This window comes from Pseudanabaena sp. FACHB-2040 (genome assembly GCF_014696715.1).
Lineage (GTDB): Bacteria > Cyanobacteriota > Cyanobacteriia > Phormidesmidales > Phormidesmidaceae > JACVSF01.
In genome coordinates this window covers 423,222-438,630 of the sequence record NZ_JACJQO010000005.1, presented here as the reverse complement: position 1 = coordinate 438,630, position 15,409 = coordinate 423,222, and the positions used below count along the sequence as shown (strand labels likewise).

The window sequence follows — 15,409 nt, the reverse complement described above, 5'->3', positions numbered from 1 at the left end:
TAGATCTGATGAGATTATTTGTCAATAAGACTTGCGATTCTTGATGGCTCACCTGTCAGCTAGGCAACACGTCGAACAGACCCATACAGCCGTTTTCTGCGATCGCATCTTGATGCGGGTGAAACATGTACTGGCCGGGATAGGGGTAGGCAAACTCCAGAATATGCCGTTCTGCTGTGCCCATCGTGATCACATCAGACTCTTCCGATGCTGTTAGCGTGCGCCCGGTGCGGTAGATCTGAAACATGTTGGCATGGATATGAAAGGTGATGGCGGCATCAAACTCAATCATGTTAAGCAGGTAAACTCGCACCCGCTGGTTTTGATAAATCGCAATCGGATGGTCGCGGTAGTAGTTGGGAATGCCGTTAAAGGCGTAAATGCCGTTGCGATCTTCACCTTTGAGGTCGTAGCCGCCCATCACCAAAACCAGCTCGTCTGCTGCTGGTCGGCCCTGGGGTGGGTCAACAATAAAGAGCCCATACAGTCCCTTGCTGATGTGTCGGGTCACGGGGGCGATGTGGCAATGGTAAGGATGCACGCCAAAGGGGCTGGCCTCAAACTCATACACCGCCGTCTGACCGTGCCGCACCGGCTGCACCCCATCCATTGCCGCCGGGTGAACTCCGTGGAAGTGCATGCTGTGAGAATGGCCGTCTTGATTGTGAAAGATCACCCGTACCTGCTCACCTGCCCACGCTCGCAGGGTTGGCCCCGGCACTCGGCCATTGAGGTTCCAGCTAACAAAGGAAATGGCGCTATTGAGCTGCAGGGGCGTGCTGTTAGCAGTCACTTCAAATTCGCGCACGGTGCGGCCATTTTCCCGCTTCAAAGTGCCGTAGTCAAAGTCGCGCAGCACGGCCATTGGGTCAAAGGGCAGTTGGCTGGGCGGCACATAGCTCGCAGGCAAGGGCGGTATGCGGGCAGGAGTGTGGGCCGATAACCGTGATCCGACGGCGGCTGAAGCGGTGACTAGCCCAACTCCAGCCGCCCCCCAGCCTAAAAACTGACGGCGTGACCAGCCTTTAAATGGTTTTGAGGAGAATGGGTTCGACATTGGCTGCTGTCGTATGCTTTATGAGAAAGATTCCTAAGCCAGCTTCAATGATAACGCTGGTCCTACTCACTTCTATTAAAAATGAATTTCAACAAGAGGCAGTATTTTTGAGATTGAGCTAGATGTTTAGTGCCCAAGCTCGGTGTACTGCAATATAGAGTTTCGTTATCGAAAGCTGATATAGTGCTCCCAATTTGGCAGTGCCAAAATACACGAATTCCCAAGTAGCGCCAGACAGGAGTTGAGCATGGGAGATCGCATCAATCCAGCCTCTACGGCAGCCTCTAGCCCATCTGAGCGGCTGAAAGAGCTGGCTCAGTTGTTTCTCAGGCTTGGCACGATTGGCTTTGGCGGCCCTCAAGCCCACATCGCCATGATCCACGAAGAGGCAGTCGTGCGGCAAGGCTGGTTTAGTGAAGCGGAGTTTCTCGAAGGCGTTGCCATTTGTGAAATGCTGCCGGGGCCAGCCTCGACCCAAGTAGGAATCTACACCGGCTATATCCGGGCGGGCTGGCTAGGGGCATTGGTGGCGGGCATTTGCTTCATCTCGCCAGCTTTTTTAATTGTGCTAGGGCTGTCGTGGGCCTATTTTCGCTTTCAGGGCGTCCCGCAGATTGAGGATCTGTTTTTGGGCATCTCGCCTGTGGTGATTGCCATCATTTTTGGATTTTGCTGGAAGTTGTCTAAAAAGGCGATTAAGGACTGGAAGGGCGTTGCGATCGCAGCCGCTGTTCTGCTCGTTACCCTGCTATTCCAAGTGAGTGTGCTGCTGCAGTTTATTGCTGCCGGTCTCCTAGGTCTAATTCTCTACCGCCCAACCCAGCCTCCCCCACCCGCCCCCTCTCCTGGCACCAGTGCTGGCCTACTGCCGCTGCTGCCGTGGATGCACTGGCTACCCCAGACCCTTGCCACTTTGCCGGGTGAGACTTTGGCCCTATCTAGCTTTTGGGGTCTAGAGCGAATTCAAACCTATTTTGTGCCGCTAACCCTATTTTTCCTGAAGGTAGGCAGCTTCATTTTTGGCGGCGGGCTGGTGATCATTCCCCTGCTGGAGCTGGAAGTCGTCAACCAGCTGCACTGGTTAACCCAGAATGAATTCATTGACGGGGTGGCCATTGGTGAGCTTACGCCTGGGCCTGTGGTGATTACAGCTGCCTTTGTCGGCTACAAAGTCGCCGGGGTACTAGGGGCACTGGTCGCAACTGTTGCCATCTTTACCCCGTCCTTTTTGTTCATCATGGGTGCTGCCCCCTTTCTGCTTCGCGTCCGCCGCAGCCCCTGGATTCAAAGCTTCTTGAAAGGCGTAACCCCGGCGGTGTTGGGTGCGATCGCAGCCGCAGCCATTCCCCTAGCCCAAGCCGCTATCCTGCAACCCACCCTAGAGCGCACGGCAGTAGCCATAGTCGTTGGCCTCGCTGCTCTGATTGCCCTCGTCCGCTTCCGCCGACCAACCTGGCAGCTCATCCCCGCAGGCGCTCTTGTTGGGCTAACGGCAGGCATGGTGCTGAGATGATGGGCGCGTCTTCCTCACCCCATTGCTTCATAGACCATCCTCGGCACGATCACCGGCTGCTCGTCTCGCAGCGCGATCTGAGCAATTCCTAAAAAGCGGGTGGTCTCATCTAATACGCGATAGAGAGCGTCGATTTGCAAGTCCTGATCATCCACGGGCAGCTTTTGCCCTTGTCGCCAGCGTACGGCTATCTCTCCTGCCAGATCGAGAGCGGGCAGGTAGCTCAATGCGTCGTCAGGCGGCAGTAGGGTCAGAGTGCCTGCTTCTGCTTGGTCTTTTAGGGCGTCCAGCGTCAGGCTTTGGGCTAGGTCGAAGCCGTTGCTGTGGGTTCGCAGCAGGTGGGCTAGGGTTGCTCCTGGGCCTAGTACCTGTCCTAGGTCGCGAGCGATTGAGCGGATGTAGGTGCCGGGGCCACATGCGATCGCAACCGTCAGTTCGGGAAACTCCCCTGGCTGCCAGTCCAGCACTTCAATCTGCTTTACCTGCACCTGCCGGGAGGGAACCTCAACGGTCTGTCCCTGCCGAGCCAAATCATACAGCCGCTGCCCGCCTACTTGAATGGCACTGTAGCGAGGCGGTACCTGCTCGATCTGGCCTAAAAATTGGGGCAGCGCCGCCTGAACCTGAACCAGGGAAAGATCTGGGGCTGGTTGCTGATGCAGAATCTCACCTTCTAGGTCATCGGTTGCGGTGGTCAGCCCAAAGCGGATTACGGCTCGATAGGCTTTGCCCGAGGCTAGGTAGGGCAGTAGTCGGGTGGCTCGACCTACGGCAATGGGCAGCACTCCTTGGGCTGCTGGATCGAGTGTGCCGCCGTGGCCTACTTTTTTGGTCTGCAGCAGCCGTCTGACCCGAGCGACACAATCGTGGGAGGTTAGTCCCCCTGGCTTATTAAGGTTGAGAAATCCCTGCACGTCCCCGCTTCTTGCTGGCACTTGGTTCCCTTGGCTTAACGTATGACTTAACGAATAGTGGCCGCAGGCGTTGCGGGGAGTTCGGCAGTCGGTAGCGGCTGAACCTCAATTAGGCTCAGAGGCAGCGGCTCGGCGCTTATAAAATTTTCTATAAACGCAGGCTGCAGCAGGGCGCGATACTGCGCCTGTTCTTCTAGGTGTACTTTGAAGAAAACCAGGCTGAGGATCTCCATGTAGCTCTGGGCAATATCGGGGCGAGGCCCAATGATTTCAGGCGGTACTGGAATGGGCTGATCAGAGCCGGGCTCGTCACCAATGACCGAAAAATGGCTGCCGTTGCCAATTAGGGCCAAATACCGCTCTGGGGCGGTCATCCAGCCGAAGGGCTGAATCTGTTCTGAAAAGGCAGGAGCTACTGTATCACCAGCTCCCGCCACCATCATCACCGGGACATTTATCTGCGCATAGCCATTTTGGCCAAACAAGGCGCTGCCTACGGGGTTCATGACAAAGGCTGCCCGAATGCGAGGATCAATCAGCGACTGACCCGGATCGACCAGCAGAGTTGCCTGACACTGCAGCAGCAGAGACAGATTTAGGTTCAACGTTGTGGGAGAACACTGGCTACCGAGGTTGGCAAAGTCTATAGTGGCCCCCGCCAGGGCTAGAGCCGTGTAGCCCCCAAATGACTGGCCAATAATGCCTACTCGGTTGAGATCGACCCGATTTCTAAAGGTCGGGTTGATGCGGGCTGCCAACTGCAGGGCATCTAGGGTGAGAGACACCTGCCGGGGGCGGTCAATAAACTCTTCGGTAGGGGTAACAAAATTAGTCTGGCCTTCAAGTAGAGCCGAGAGCTGCTGGGCATTGCTGCCAGCGTGCTCCACTGTAACCACGGCAATGCCAAACGCGGCCAAATTTTCGGCCAGGTAGGCAAAGGTGTTCCGGCCGCTGCCTAGCCCGTGGGAGATCACCACGACCGGGCGGTTGAAGGGCGAAGCGCCGGTCCCAGGAATCGGCTCTGGCAAGTATAGATCTGCAGGTTCCTGCAAACCGGGCACGTTTAGGTCAAATACTCGAGCTGTATAGAGCTGCTCTGTTTCTAGCTGGACTAGGGTCTGTGCGATCGCAGCCTGCCCCTCCACTGGAATCTGCGCGGCAGCTGCCGCCGACTGCAGCTGAATAGCCTGAATAGCCGCGCTAGATTCGCCCAGAGTCCGATTTAGCAGATTTACAATGGCCAGTCCTCGGGCCACATCAATGCGAATGCCCTCGGTCGGGAAATGCCGCAGCACGTTGAGCAGGGTCAGCCCCCCATCGGGGTCAGCCGCTGCCAGAATCAAAGCGCCTCGAGTCGCTAAAAAGCCTGCCTGCCGAGAAGGCGTTTGAATCACCCGAGACACCTGCTTCAGCAGAAACTTGCCCTGGGGGGTGTATAAAAATTGGGTGATGGCTACCACATCGAGATCGGCAGACGTATTGAGCGCCAGCTGCAGTTGCACCAGCTGCCTAGGCTCTAGATCAAATAGGCGAACATAGGCTGCCAGCTGCGAATCAAGCTGCCCTGTGGCCGCAAACTCTTCTAGCTGGCTCACTCGAATCGATCGCTCAATTGAACCGTAGGAGATAATAATGCGCTCTGCTGCGATCGCAGGCTGTCCTCCCCAGCCCCAGCCGTATAGGGCCAAGCCCAACCCCAGCCCGCCCAAGCGAGCCCGCCAGCGCTTTCTGCCTGCCTGCTCCTTGCGGTAAACCTGATTCACAGTCTACGGCTCCCGCTTAGTTTGAGGAAGCTGGAGACTGCTCCAGCACAAAATCCAGCAGCCCTTCACAGGCGTCCAACAGCAAGTTAACCACATAGTCAAAACCTTCCGGGCCCCCATAGTATGGATCGGGCACTTCCTGGTCAGCATGATGGCGACAAAAGTCACACATCAGCTTCACCTTAGCGGAGTGCTGTCCCCGCTGATCTAGCGCCAAAATATCGCGGTAGTTGTCCCGATCCATCGCCAGAATCCAGTCAAAGGCCGCAAGATCTACTGCCTCAAACTGACGGGCTCGCCCTTGAAGGACAATGTCGTACTGTCTGGCTGCTGCTGTCATCCGACGATCAGGCGGGCTGCCGATATGGTAGCTAGAAGTTCCCGCCGAGTCGCACTGAATTTGGTCCGATAGCCCCCGCTGTTGGATCAAATGGTTCATGATATTTTCCGCTGAGGGGGAACGGCAGATGTTGCCCAAACACACAAAGAGTAGCTTTGTCACCATCAAACCCACCTCCTGCGGCAACTCAAACCAAGTCCACTTCGAGGCCTGAAGCTTCTCCGGAGGCAAAACTCCAGTCATGGACTTGGACAAGAAACAATTCTACATTCCTGGTAGATTTAGGCCACCTGTCAGCGCTTCCATGCGCTCTCGCATAGTCGCCGTAGACTTGTCGTAGGCATCTTTCATCGCAGCCGTAACCAGATCCGATAATAGGTCTGGGCCTTCGTTCATTGCGTCGGGGGCAATCACAACTCGGCGAGGCTCTTGGTTGCCGCTGAGGACCACCTTCACCAAACCTCCCCCAGATTCTCCCTCAATTTCCATTTGCTCCAGTTCTTCCTGAAGCTGCTTGGCCCCTTCCTGAATTTGCTGAGCTTTTTTGAAGGCTTCAGTAAGCTCCTTCATCTTGCCGCCCAGTCCACCAAATCCAAATCCTTGACCTTTAGACATCGTGCTTTTAACCCCTTAAATGCTGTTAAATGCGGTTCCGAGGAACGCTGAATTAAGCTATCCGATTCTAACGCCCTGTGGTGGGAATCTTACACGGGGGGAAATTCCCCTAGCATTTTTACCTCAGGTTTGAGTCGCAGCGCCCAGCGAGCCTCTACCTGATCTTGAACATAGTGGATGAGGCGCAAAATATCTGCTGCGCTGGCTCCCCCTCGGTTGAGAATGAAATTGGCGTGGCGCTCCGCTACCTGGGCATTGCCAATGCGATACCCCTTTAGCCCACACTGTTCTACCAGCCAGCCAGCGCTGTGGGATGTGGGGTTGCGAAAGACGCTGCCGCAGCTGGGCAGGTCGTAGGGCTGGGTAGCCCGCCGCTGCTCCAGGTCGGCCAGGGTATCTGCCGTGACAACCTGGGGATCGTGCCCCGGCTCTAGCTGAAAGGTGGCCTGCACCAACAGCTGCGGCTGCACCTGTAGAACCGATGTGCGGTACTGAAAGCCCATATCTTCTGGCTCGAGCGCAGTAATGCCTTGAATGGAGTCAAACACTTGGGCTTGGTGGAAAATGTCGGCAGTACAGGCTCCGTGGGCCCCAGCATTCATCACAACGGCCCCACCCACCGTTCCCGGAATGCCCACAGCCCACTCTAGCCCTCGCCAGCCCCGTTTGGCGGCTTTCCAGGCTAGGGTGGGCAGCGGTTCACCTGCCGCTGCTGTGACTTGCCCGGTCGCTTCATCAAACTGGGTATGTCGCCAGTAACGGGTGCAGATAACTAGCCCCGGCAAACCCTGATCGCTAATCAGAAGGTTAGAACCTGCCCCCAGAAAAGTGAGCGGCAGATCTTGCTCTTTAGCCCAAGAAACGCTGGCCTGCAGCTGCTCCAAAGAACGAGGCAGGACAAGCCGTTCAGCGGGCCCCCCAACCCGAAAGGTCGTAAAAGGGGCCAGCGAAACTTGGGAACGCAGCAGCGAGTCTACTTCCCAGGGGTTAGTCAGATTGTCCATGGGCGATGGGGAGAGCAAGGCTAGACGGCCGCTAGGAATAGGACTTGCCAAGGCTTAGCGGCAGGCTTGCTGAAGCGGTTGGGCTTCAGAGTCTGCATAGTACGCCATCACATTGGGAATGACCTGGTTTAGATTACCCGCTCCCAGGAAAAGAACCAAGTCTCCCGGTTCCAGGGTGTCGGTGAGTGCCTCCTGCACGCTGGCTAGAGTGTCTTGGTACTCGGTATGGTCATGGCGGGCGGCAATTTCGTTGGCCACCTGGCGACCGCAAATGCCGAATGAGTTAACTTCTCCGGCGGAGTAGATGTCGGTGACAATGACCCGGTCGGCATCGGTAAAGGCGTTGGCGAATTCAGGCAGAAAGGCGGCTGTGCGACTATAGCGGTGGGGCTGAAAAACGGCCACTATGCGTTTGACGGCACCGCTGTAGGAGACATCTTTGAGCTTTAGCCGGGCGGCCGCTAGGGTTGCTCGGATTTCGCTGGGGTGGTGGGCGTAGTCATCGATGAAGCGAATGCCGCCGTGGTGTCCTTTTTGTTCAAACCGGCGACTGGCTCCTTCAAAGTGGCCCAGGCCATTGGCAATTTGAGCGAAGGAGAGCCCTAGGGCGCGACCAACTGCGATCGCAGCTAGGGCATTGCTCAAGTTGTGCTGACCCAAAACCTGGAGGTTCAAAATTCCCAGGGGCTGACCCTTCTCACAAATCGTGGCTTGGGTGCCGCTTGCGTGGTAGGTGATGTCGTCAGCTACATAGTCTGCCCCCGACTCGGGGTGGAGGCTGTAGGTGATTGAGGGCCGGATGGCATCGCGCACAGTAGCGCAGTCAATGCACCCTACCAACAAGTCACATTTTTTGGCAAATGTCTTGAAGGTAGCAATGACGTCATCCAGGCTTTGGTAGTGGTCTGTGTGGTCGAGTTCAATATTGGTGATGACGCCGATGCTGGCAGAGAGCTTAGCCAAAGAGCCGTCAGATTCGTCGGCTTCGGCCACTAAGTGCTGGCCATACCCGAGGCGAGCATTGCCTTCCCAAGCTGAGACTTCACCCCCTACGACAATGGTGGGATCGAGGCCCGCATCGAGCAGCAGCAGACCCACCATGCTGCTAGTAGTGGTTTTGCCGTGGGTACCGGCGACGGCAATGCTTCTGTAGTCTTCGATCAAAGCAGCCAGTAATTCGGAGCGGTGGAAAATAGGACAGCCCAGCTGTAGGGCCGCCTGGTACTCAGGGTTGCTGGTATCAATCGCGGTTGAGCAAATGACCTGAGGTAACCACTGAATCATTGGAGCAGACGGTGCGGCGTTGGTTTCCACCGCTGACCAAGGATATTGGCTTTGGCTCGACAGAGTCTGAAAATAGCTGAGGTTGCTGGCCTCCTGCTGCCAGAAAATATGTGCCCCGGCTTCCTGCAACCGCTGCGTAATATGCGTCAGCCGTAGGTCTGAACCTGAAACAGGAAACTTTCGTTTTGTGAGAATGTAAGCGAGCGCAGACATCCCAATGCCACCAATACCAATAAAATGGAATGGTCTGCCGCCAAAATCGACGGTTTTCGACATTCTTTTCTCCTCAAAACACCACACCACACCAAGATTCAGGCGTAATCATATCAAGATTTGCCAGATTGACCTACCCTGCGGTTCCCTTTACTTGTTTACCTGGATTCGAGAGGGGGATCAGGGTTGAATTGCAGACTCGGTGAATCTAACTTTTAGCGCCCACCCCATCGCCTGAATAGCAGACAAACGAACAGGTCACAGCTGCACCAGAGCGGCGCTGCTAGGGCTATCACCCAGGAACGCTGAACCAGTTCAACCTGACTACGGCCCGGAGCCGAATTGGGTTCCTAATAGTAATCGGGTTGAGCCAGAGTAGCAAGACTAGAGAGAAGGATTTTTGGAGCTGCATCTGACAGCTTTAGAGTGACATCTTAGAATACCTGCCTCGGAGAAGTTTTGCTTGCGCCACAAACCTGAATCGATTGGCAAAACAAAAACATACAGCGATTATCCATAGACTTAGTTCAATGGATTTCTGCTGTAAAGGTGATCATGCTTTGCGATATGATGGATTCCGACTAAGAATAGTTACCTAGTCTGAAAGTAGTGCAGAGGTTTAAAGGCAGTGATTAGAGTAGCAATTAACGGGTTTGGGCGTATTGGTCGAAACTTCCTCCGCTGCTGGCTGACCAGAGAAAACAGTCAGCTTGAAATCGTCGCTATCAACGATACTTCCGATCCCCAAACTAACTCCCATCTCCTTAGGTACGATTCCATGCTGGGCCGTCTGGATGCGGACATCCGGGCTGAGGAAGATGCCATTATTGTCAACGGCAAGACTATCAAATGCTACTCTGACCGCAACCCCAATAATCTGCCTTGGGCTGCCTGGGAAGTCGACCTAGTGATTGAATCGACTGGCGTTTTTGTCAGCGAAGAAGGCGCGGCTCGCCACATCGAAGCTGGGGCAAAAAAGGTTCTGATTACGGCTCCTGGTAAGGGTGGTGGCATCGGCACCTATGTGATGGGTGTTAACCACGAAGACTATACCCACGACAAGGAGCGGGTGGTTAGCAACGCTAGCTGCACCACCAACTGTCTGGCTCCTGTGGTTAAGGTGCTGCACGAAAGCTTTGGCATCGTCAAAGGCACGATGACCACTACTCACAGCTATACCGGCGACCAGCGGCTGCTAGACGCCAGCCACCGCGATCTGCGTCGGGCTCGGGCGGCGGCGCTCAATATTGTGCCGACCACTACTGGGGCGGCAAAAGCGGTATCTCTAGTCATTCCTGAGATGGCGGGTAAGCTCAACGGTATTGCACTGCGGGTGCCTACTCCTAACGTCTCTGTGGTTGACCTAGTGGTTCAGGTCGAAAAGCCTGCGATCGCAGATCAGGTCAACGAAGCTCTCAAATCTGCTGCTCACGGTTCTATGAAGGGCATTTTGGGCTACACCGATCTGCCTTTAGTTTCTACCGACTACCGCAAGACCGATGAGTCTTCGATTGTCGATGCTAGCCTGACCATGGTGATGGGCGGCGACATGGTCAAGGTTGTTGCCTGGTACGACAACGAGTGGGGCTACAGCCAGCGCGTGGTTGACCTAGCCGAACTGGTCGCTTCTAAGTGGCAGTAAGGTCTGTCTGATTGATTTCTAGAATCAGTTTTTAACTCAAGAGAGGGGCACTGGTTTGGGTGCTCCTCTTTGCTGTCGCTAGAGCGGCTAGTATAGCGAGGGGCATAGCTTGACTCAGATATCTGAGGGCTTTGCTGATTGGGCTGGCCCCTTGGGCTGGCTAGCTTTTTGAGGCAACTGTTACACTGTCGGTTTGAGAGCTGAAGGGCTGCGATCGCAAAGATAGTTTGCCAACCTCCGCAATCGCGTGAAATAATAAGAGATTGTGTCTTCGTTTTCCGCTTAGTGTCGCGGGTTACCTGTTATGGCTAAAGGCGTTCGCATTGTTATCACTCTAGAGTGCACCGAGTGCCGGACTAATCCGGACAAACGCACCCCTGGTGTTTCTCGGTATACCACTCAAAAGAACCGTCGTAATACGACGGGCCGCATGGAGCTGAATAAATTCTGCCCCCACTGCAACAAGCACACTGTCCACAAAGAAATTAAGTAATCGAAATTTAGGACTATGGCCTACTTCCGTCGTCGTGTATCCCCCATCAAACCTGATGAGCCGATTGACTACAAAGATGTCGATCTGCTGCGCAAGTTTGTCACCGAGCGGGGTAAAATTCTTCCCCGCCGCATTACCGGGTTAACCGCTAAGCAGCAGCGGAACCTGACTACCGCAATTAAACGAGCCCGAATTTTGGCTTTGCTTCCCTACGTGAACCGGGAAGGCTAGACTAAGCTGGAAGAGAGCAGAACTGGAATGTTGGGGTGGTTGATAAGGGAACATTAGTTGAGTTTAAGCAGCAGGGACAGCCCCGCTTGGGAGTCGTTGACCGTCCAGAGGGTAAAAAGAACTGGGTGGTCATCGATGAGCGAGGGCAATCTTACACGCTGCATCCGCGAGAGTTTACCTATCAGGTTAGTGATACCGCCTTTCACCCCTCTGATCTGCCCTCGTTTTTGCAAGCAGCAAAGGCTCACATTGACCCGTCAAACCTTGAGGTAGCCTGGGAATTGCTGAGTGAAGCCGGTGAGTCAACCGACCCGGCTTCTTTTGCGCTGCTGTTATTTTCAGAGCAGCAACCGCCCCAGCGCTACGCGGCCCACCGTCTGCTCTCGGAAGACAAGATTTATTTCAAGCAAAAGGGCGATCGCTACGAGCCCCGCCCCAGCGCTCAGGTAGAAGAGCTGCTGCATCAGATCGAGAAACAGGCCCAGCGCCAGCAGGAGTCGCAAGCCTTTTTAGACAAGGTTCGCTCCGGGTTGCAGGGAGACTCGATAGAGTGGAGTAAGACTGATCGGCCTCGTCTAGAAGCAATTGAAAAACTAGCTGCCCTTGGGGATGAGGCCAATCAGCGGGCGCTGGCGGTAGAAACGCTGACGGCTCTGGCGCAAGACCCGACTCAAGCAGGTGCCTTTGACCTGCTGGTAAAGCTGGGTTTGTGGTCCCTCCATGAGAACCTGTCGTTGCGCCGCAGCCAAATCCCCACACAGTTTCCTGAGGATCTCCTGGTCATGGCGCAGCATCGAATCACCAATCCTCCTCCCGATCCCCATACTGAACGCCTAGATTTAACCCATCTCAAGGTCTATACAGTAGACGATGAGAGCACCCGCGAGATTGACGATGGCCTCAGCGGGGAACTGCTTGACGATGGGCGGCATCGGCTCTGGATTCACATTGCGGATCCCACTCGATGGGTAGAGCCCGGTGATGAACTGGATTTGGAGGCTCGGCGGCGCTGTACTACGGTGTACCTGCCCACCGGCATGATTCCGATGTTTCCGCTGGAGCTGGCGGCTGGCCCAATGAGCCTGGTGCAGGGCAGTACCTGCTGCGCCCTCAGCTTTGGGGTGATCTTAGATGAGCGCGGCGACATTGAGGAATACAGCATTCACGCCAGCGTGATCAGACCCACCTATCGGCTGACCTACGAAGACGTAGACGAAATGCTGGATCTGGGCATTCAGGCGGAGCCGGAACTGCATGCGATCGCACATTGGTCCCAGGTCAGAATGCGCTGGCGTGAAACCCAGGGCGCTATCAGCATCCACATGCCCGAGTCTTCAATTAAAGTCTCTGAGGCAGAAGACGACATCATCATCGATATCCTGGAAGACTCAGGTGCCCGCCAAATGGTGGCAGAAATGATGATTTTGGCTGGGGAAGTGGCTGCCCGCTATGGTCAGGAGCACAACCTGGCCATTCCCTTCCGCAGCCAGCCTCAACCCGAACTACCAACCGATGAGGAGCTGATTCAGCTGCCTACGGGCTGGGTGCGCGACTGTGCCATCCGCCGCTGCATGACCCGCAGTGAGATGGGCATCGTGCCGAGTCGCCACGCAACGCTGGGCCTAGAGAGCTATAGCCAGGTTACCTCCCCCATTCGTCGCTACACTGACCTGCTAGCCCATTTTCAGCTGAAGGCTCATCTGCGTGGCGACCCTCTGCCCTTCTCCTCCTCAGAAATGACCGAGCTAACTCAGGGGGCCAGCAACGCCGCCTACGAAGCGACTCTGGTAGAGCGGCAGACCAAGCGCTACTGGGCACTAGAATTTCTGCGGCGCAACCAGGACCAAGTCTGGGACGCTATGATGCTGCGCTGGCTGCGGGAAGATGATGGGCTGGGACTGATCATCTTAGAAGACTTGGGACTGGAGCTGGCTATGCGCTTTAATCGGGATGTGGCGCTGGGTGAGCGGCTTCAGGTTCGAGTCAGCCATGCCAATCCTCGTCAAGATGTGATTCGCTTTGAAGAAGTGACGATGGAAGCGGCAGAGACTTCCGTCGCCTAAATTCCTGCTCTTCCCGGTTTTACCCATCTCTACGTCTCCTAAGAGGGAGTAAGACGCTGTAGGGGTTAGGTTTCCGATTGAATCTAGGCTGGATTTATAGATGAGTTTTGTTAGTTAATCAGCATTTGTTTTCGATTTAACCTGCCATCTGACAGCCCTAACCTCTTACTCAGGTTAGGTGAAGAAGAATTTGGTCGATTGCAGAATGAAGGTATCAAGTTTTCAGTCGAATGACACTGTAGCCCAGCTCAATGCGCGCTGTTAACTCAACTCTTGACTTCGGTCAGTTAACGGACGCTACCTCTATTTGAAGTTACTTTTGCTCAATTAAAGGTCTGAAAAGAAGTGCAGCTACACCTTGAAGCTATCGGCGAGAGGTGTTGTCTATATGTGTGTCTGGCTACCTCATTTCGGCTGTGATTTAAGCATCCATCAAATTTTCGTGCAAACAAAGGAGCAATTGAAGTGGTTACTACCCTAAACGATGCCAAGCGACTAGCAATCGGCGAAAAGCTGGCAGATATGAAAGCATTCCAAAATCTAATTCTCTCAAATGAGCAGAAACTAATGATGGAATGCCCCGACCAGGATGTGCGGGAGCGCCTGCAAAACATGATGGAGGATGACCAGAAGAACCTGGGCGTTCTAGAAACCGTGATTGTTCAGTATGGCGTGCAGGCTGAGCCTAGCCAAGCGACCCAGACGATGGTCGAGCAAATCCAGCAAATGATGGCGGGCAGCGAGCTTTCTTTCTACAAGAAGCTGGCTCAGCACGAACTGATCAAGCATGGTCAGGTAATGAGCGGTCTGCTAGTACACAAAGCAGGGCAAACCGTCGGCGCTGACATCGAAGTGGCTATTGCTCCTTTGAATACGGTTAACTTTGAAAACCGGGCTCACCAAGAACAGCTCAAAGGCATGCTGGAGCTGGTTGGTGTGCGGGAATTGACTGGTAAAGATGCTGACCAGGGTCTGTGGGCTCGGGTACAGGATGCTGTTGCAGCGCTCTCCGGCGTAGCTGGCAGCGTTGTGACCCAAAGTTCCGATAAGCAGGACATGAACATCCAGACCCTGATTCGTCTGGACCACAACAAGGCCAACACCCTATTCACCGAAATCGGTGCGACCAAAGATCCTCAGAAGCTGCAGGAGTACTTCGGTCAGCTGTATAAGGATCTGCTGGTCCACGCCAAGGCTGAAGAGGAAGTTGTTTACCCCAGAGTTCGCTCTTTCTATGGCGAAGACAATACCAAGGAGCTCTATGACGAGCAGGCTCAGATGGAGCAAATCCTGAACGAAATCAGAGCGATGAGCCCCTCTAATGCGGATGCTTTCCGCTCCCGTGTTGAGGATCTGATGGAGATGGTGGGCGACCACATTCGTCAGGAAGAAAGCACCATGTTTGCTGCCATCGATCGCAACTGCACCGATGAGCAAAAAGAGCAAATGTCGACTCAGTTCAAGGCTGCCAAGGCTCGGCTCCAGCAGGAAATGGCAAACTCCCTAAAGTAACGCTTGATGGGTAACGCCTAATCGGTAATCCCTGACGTAGAGACGCGATGCATCGCGTCTCTACGTTTTTTTAGGGTTAGGCTTTGACGGCAAACTTGGCGGTTAAACCTGCGATCGCACAATTGGCTGTCGTCGTCCAACCGACAATGCCGCCTTGAGCCCGCACCATTTCCAGCGTGGCCTGCTTGAACTCTGGGAAGTAGCTCTCGGTAGCGTCTTCTATTAGCAGGCACTCATAGCCCCGATCGTTGGCTTCGCGCATGGTGCTCTGGACACAGACTTCGGTGGTTACCCCCGCAATCAGCAGGTGACTAATGTTGTGGGTTTTCAGCAAGAATTCTAGGTTGGTGTTGTAGAACGCACCTTTTCCCGGTTTGGGAATGACTGTTTCTCCCGGCAGGGGAGCCAGTTCGGGAATGATGGCGTTGCCGGGTTCGCCTAGTACTAGAATGCGGCCCATTGGGCCAGGGTCGCCAATCTTGAGGCTGGCCTGACCGCGATCGCGCTTTGAAGGGGGACAGTCGGACAGGTCGCTTTGGTGACCCTCTACAGTTTGAAAGATCGGCAGCCCCATTGCTCGAAAGGCATCTTGCAGGCGCTTTACAGTGGGGACAATAGTCTGCAGCCGAGCAACATCGTTGCCAAGGGCATCACCAAAGCCTCCTGGCTCTAGGAAGTCTCGCTGCATGTCAATAATAATCAGCGCAACGCCAGTATCGACGGGCAGCGGGTAGTCGTAGGGTTGAGCGGCAAGGGTGTTCATGC

The 15,409-nt window shown here is 54.8% G+C and carries 14 protein-coding genes; 6 read left to right on the top strand and 8 right to left on the bottom strand.

All coding sequences use genetic code 11. From position 1 onward, the window contains the following. Window positions 1-55: 55 nt before the first annotated feature. Entirely contained in the window at window positions 56-1,057 is a 1,002-nt protein-coding gene (locus H6G13_RS05715; RefSeq protein WP_190482194.1) for a multicopper oxidase domain-containing protein, read from the bottom strand. 247 nt (window positions 1,058-1,304) lie between these two features. On the opposite strand from H6G13_RS05715, the gene chrA reads away from it, so the two are divergent. Then, window positions 1,305-2,570 carry a chromate efflux transporter gene (gene chrA / locus H6G13_RS05710; protein WP_190482193.1) on the top strand — a complete coding sequence of 422 codons (1,266 nt, stop codon included), beginning with the start codon at window positions 1,305-1,307 and terminating at the stop codon, window positions 2,568-2,570. Between the two features lie 14 nt (window positions 2,571-2,584). On the opposite strand, the gene truB is transcribed toward chrA, so the two are convergent. From truB to murC, 6 genes are all read right to left on the bottom strand, one after another. Next, window positions 2,585-3,484, bottom strand: a complete 900-nt coding sequence (gene truB, locus H6G13_RS05705) for a tRNA pseudouridine(55) synthase TruB (protein ID WP_190482896.1) — start codon at window positions 3,482-3,484, stop codon at window positions 2,585-2,587. Window positions 3,485-3,531: 47 nt separating this feature from the next. Further along, a complete protein-coding gene (locus H6G13_RS05700) occupies window positions 3,532-5,247 on the bottom strand; it encodes an alpha/beta hydrolase (protein WP_190482192.1) in 1,716 nt (571 codons plus the stop codon). Window positions 5,248-5,263: 16 nt separating this feature from the next. Next, window positions 5,264-5,752 carry a low molecular weight protein-tyrosine-phosphatase gene (locus H6G13_RS05695; protein WP_190482895.1) on the bottom strand — a complete coding sequence of 163 codons (489 nt, stop codon included), beginning with the start codon at window positions 5,750-5,752 and terminating at the stop codon, window positions 5,264-5,266. 99 nt (window positions 5,753-5,851) lie between these two features. Further along, a complete protein-coding gene (locus H6G13_RS05690) occupies window positions 5,852-6,202 on the bottom strand; it encodes a YbaB/EbfC family nucleoid-associated protein (RefSeq protein WP_190482191.1) in 351 nt (116 codons plus the stop codon). Window positions 6,203-6,291: 89 nt separating this feature from the next. After that, complete coding sequence (murB, locus tag H6G13_RS05685) at window positions 6,292-7,206, bottom strand: UDP-N-acetylmuramate dehydrogenase (RefSeq protein WP_190482190.1); 915 nt, start codon at window positions 7,204-7,206, stop codon at window positions 6,292-6,294. Window positions 7,207-7,260: 54 nt separating this feature from the next. Continuing rightward, window positions 7,261-8,766 carry a UDP-N-acetylmuramate--L-alanine ligase gene (murC, locus tag H6G13_RS05680; RefSeq protein WP_190482189.1) on the bottom strand — a complete coding sequence of 502 codons (1,506 nt, stop codon included), beginning with the start codon at window positions 8,764-8,766 and terminating at the stop codon, window positions 7,261-7,263. 565 nt (window positions 8,767-9,331) lie between these two features. Between murC and H6G13_RS05675 the strand changes: the two genes are divergently transcribed. From H6G13_RS05675 to H6G13_RS05655, 5 genes are all read left to right on the top strand, one after another. Further along, window positions 9,332-10,345 carry a type I glyceraldehyde-3-phosphate dehydrogenase gene (locus tag H6G13_RS05675; protein WP_190482188.1) on the top strand — a complete coding sequence of 338 codons (1,014 nt, stop codon included), beginning with the start codon at window positions 9,332-9,334 and terminating at the stop codon, window positions 10,343-10,345. Window positions 10,346-10,649: 304 nt separating this feature from the next. After that, window positions 10,650-10,838, top strand: coding sequence for a 50S ribosomal protein L33 (gene rpmG, locus H6G13_RS05670; protein WP_190482187.1), 189 nt, complete (start codon window positions 10,650-10,652; stop codon window positions 10,836-10,838). A gap of 15 nt (window positions 10,839-10,853) precedes the next feature. Next, the gene (rpsR, locus tag H6G13_RS05665) at window positions 10,854-11,069 is read left to right on the top strand and encodes a 30S ribosomal protein S18 (RefSeq protein WP_190482186.1); all 216 of its coding nucleotides are present in this window, start codon (window positions 10,854-10,856) and stop codon (window positions 11,067-11,069) included. Window positions 11,070-11,104: 35 nt separating this feature from the next. Continuing rightward, complete coding sequence (locus H6G13_RS05660; RefSeq protein WP_190482185.1) at window positions 11,105-13,132, top strand: RNB domain-containing ribonuclease; 2,028 nt, start codon at window positions 11,105-11,107, stop codon at window positions 13,130-13,132. A gap of 465 nt (window positions 13,133-13,597) precedes the next feature. After that, a complete protein-coding gene (locus H6G13_RS05655) occupies window positions 13,598-14,644 on the top strand; it encodes a hemerythrin domain-containing protein (RefSeq protein ID WP_190482184.1) in 1,047 nt (348 codons plus the stop codon). A 76-nt stretch (window positions 14,645-14,720) separates the two neighbouring features. On the opposite strand, the gene H6G13_RS05650 is transcribed toward H6G13_RS05655, so the two are convergent. Beyond that, window positions 14,721-15,407 (bottom strand): isochorismatase family cysteine hydrolase, encoded by a 687-nt coding sequence (locus H6G13_RS05650; RefSeq protein WP_190482183.1) that lies wholly within the window; start codon window positions 15,405-15,407, stop codon window positions 14,721-14,723. Window positions 15,408-15,409: the final 2 nt, after the last annotated feature.

Bases quoted from the DNA above. Each gene is read 5' to 3' on its own strand.
- rpmG (WP_190482187.1), top strand. From the start codon at position 10,650: ATGGCTAAAGGCGTTCGCATTGTTATCACTCTAGAGTGCACCGAGTGC.
- rpsR (WP_190482186.1), top strand. From the start codon at position 10,854: ATGGCCTACTTCCGTCGTCGTGTATCCCCCATCAAACCTGATGAGCCG.
- murB (WP_190482190.1), bottom strand. From the start codon at position 7,206: ATGGACAATCTGACTAACCCCTGGGAAGTAGACTCGCTGCTGCGTTCC.
- H6G13_RS05695 (WP_190482895.1), bottom strand. From the start codon at position 5,752: ATGGTGACAAAGCTACTCTTTGTGTGTTTGGGCAACATCTGCCGTTCC.
- murC (WP_190482189.1), bottom strand. From the start codon at position 8,766: ATGTCGAAAACCGTCGATTTTGGCGGCAGACCATTCCATTTTATTGGT.
- H6G13_RS05690 (WP_190482191.1), bottom strand. From the start codon at position 6,202: ATGTCTAAAGGTCAAGGATTTGGATTTGGTGGACTGGGCGGCAAGATG.
- H6G13_RS05650 (WP_190482183.1), bottom strand. From the start codon at position 15,407: ATGAACACCCTTGCCGCTCAACCCTACGACTACCCGCTGCCCGTCGAT.
- chrA (WP_190482193.1), top strand. From the start codon at position 1,305: ATGGGAGATCGCATCAATCCAGCCTCTACGGCAGCCTCTAGCCCATCT.
- H6G13_RS05715 (WP_190482194.1), bottom strand. From the start codon at position 1,057: ATGTCGAACCCATTCTCCTCAAAACCATTTAAAGGCTGGTCACGCCGT.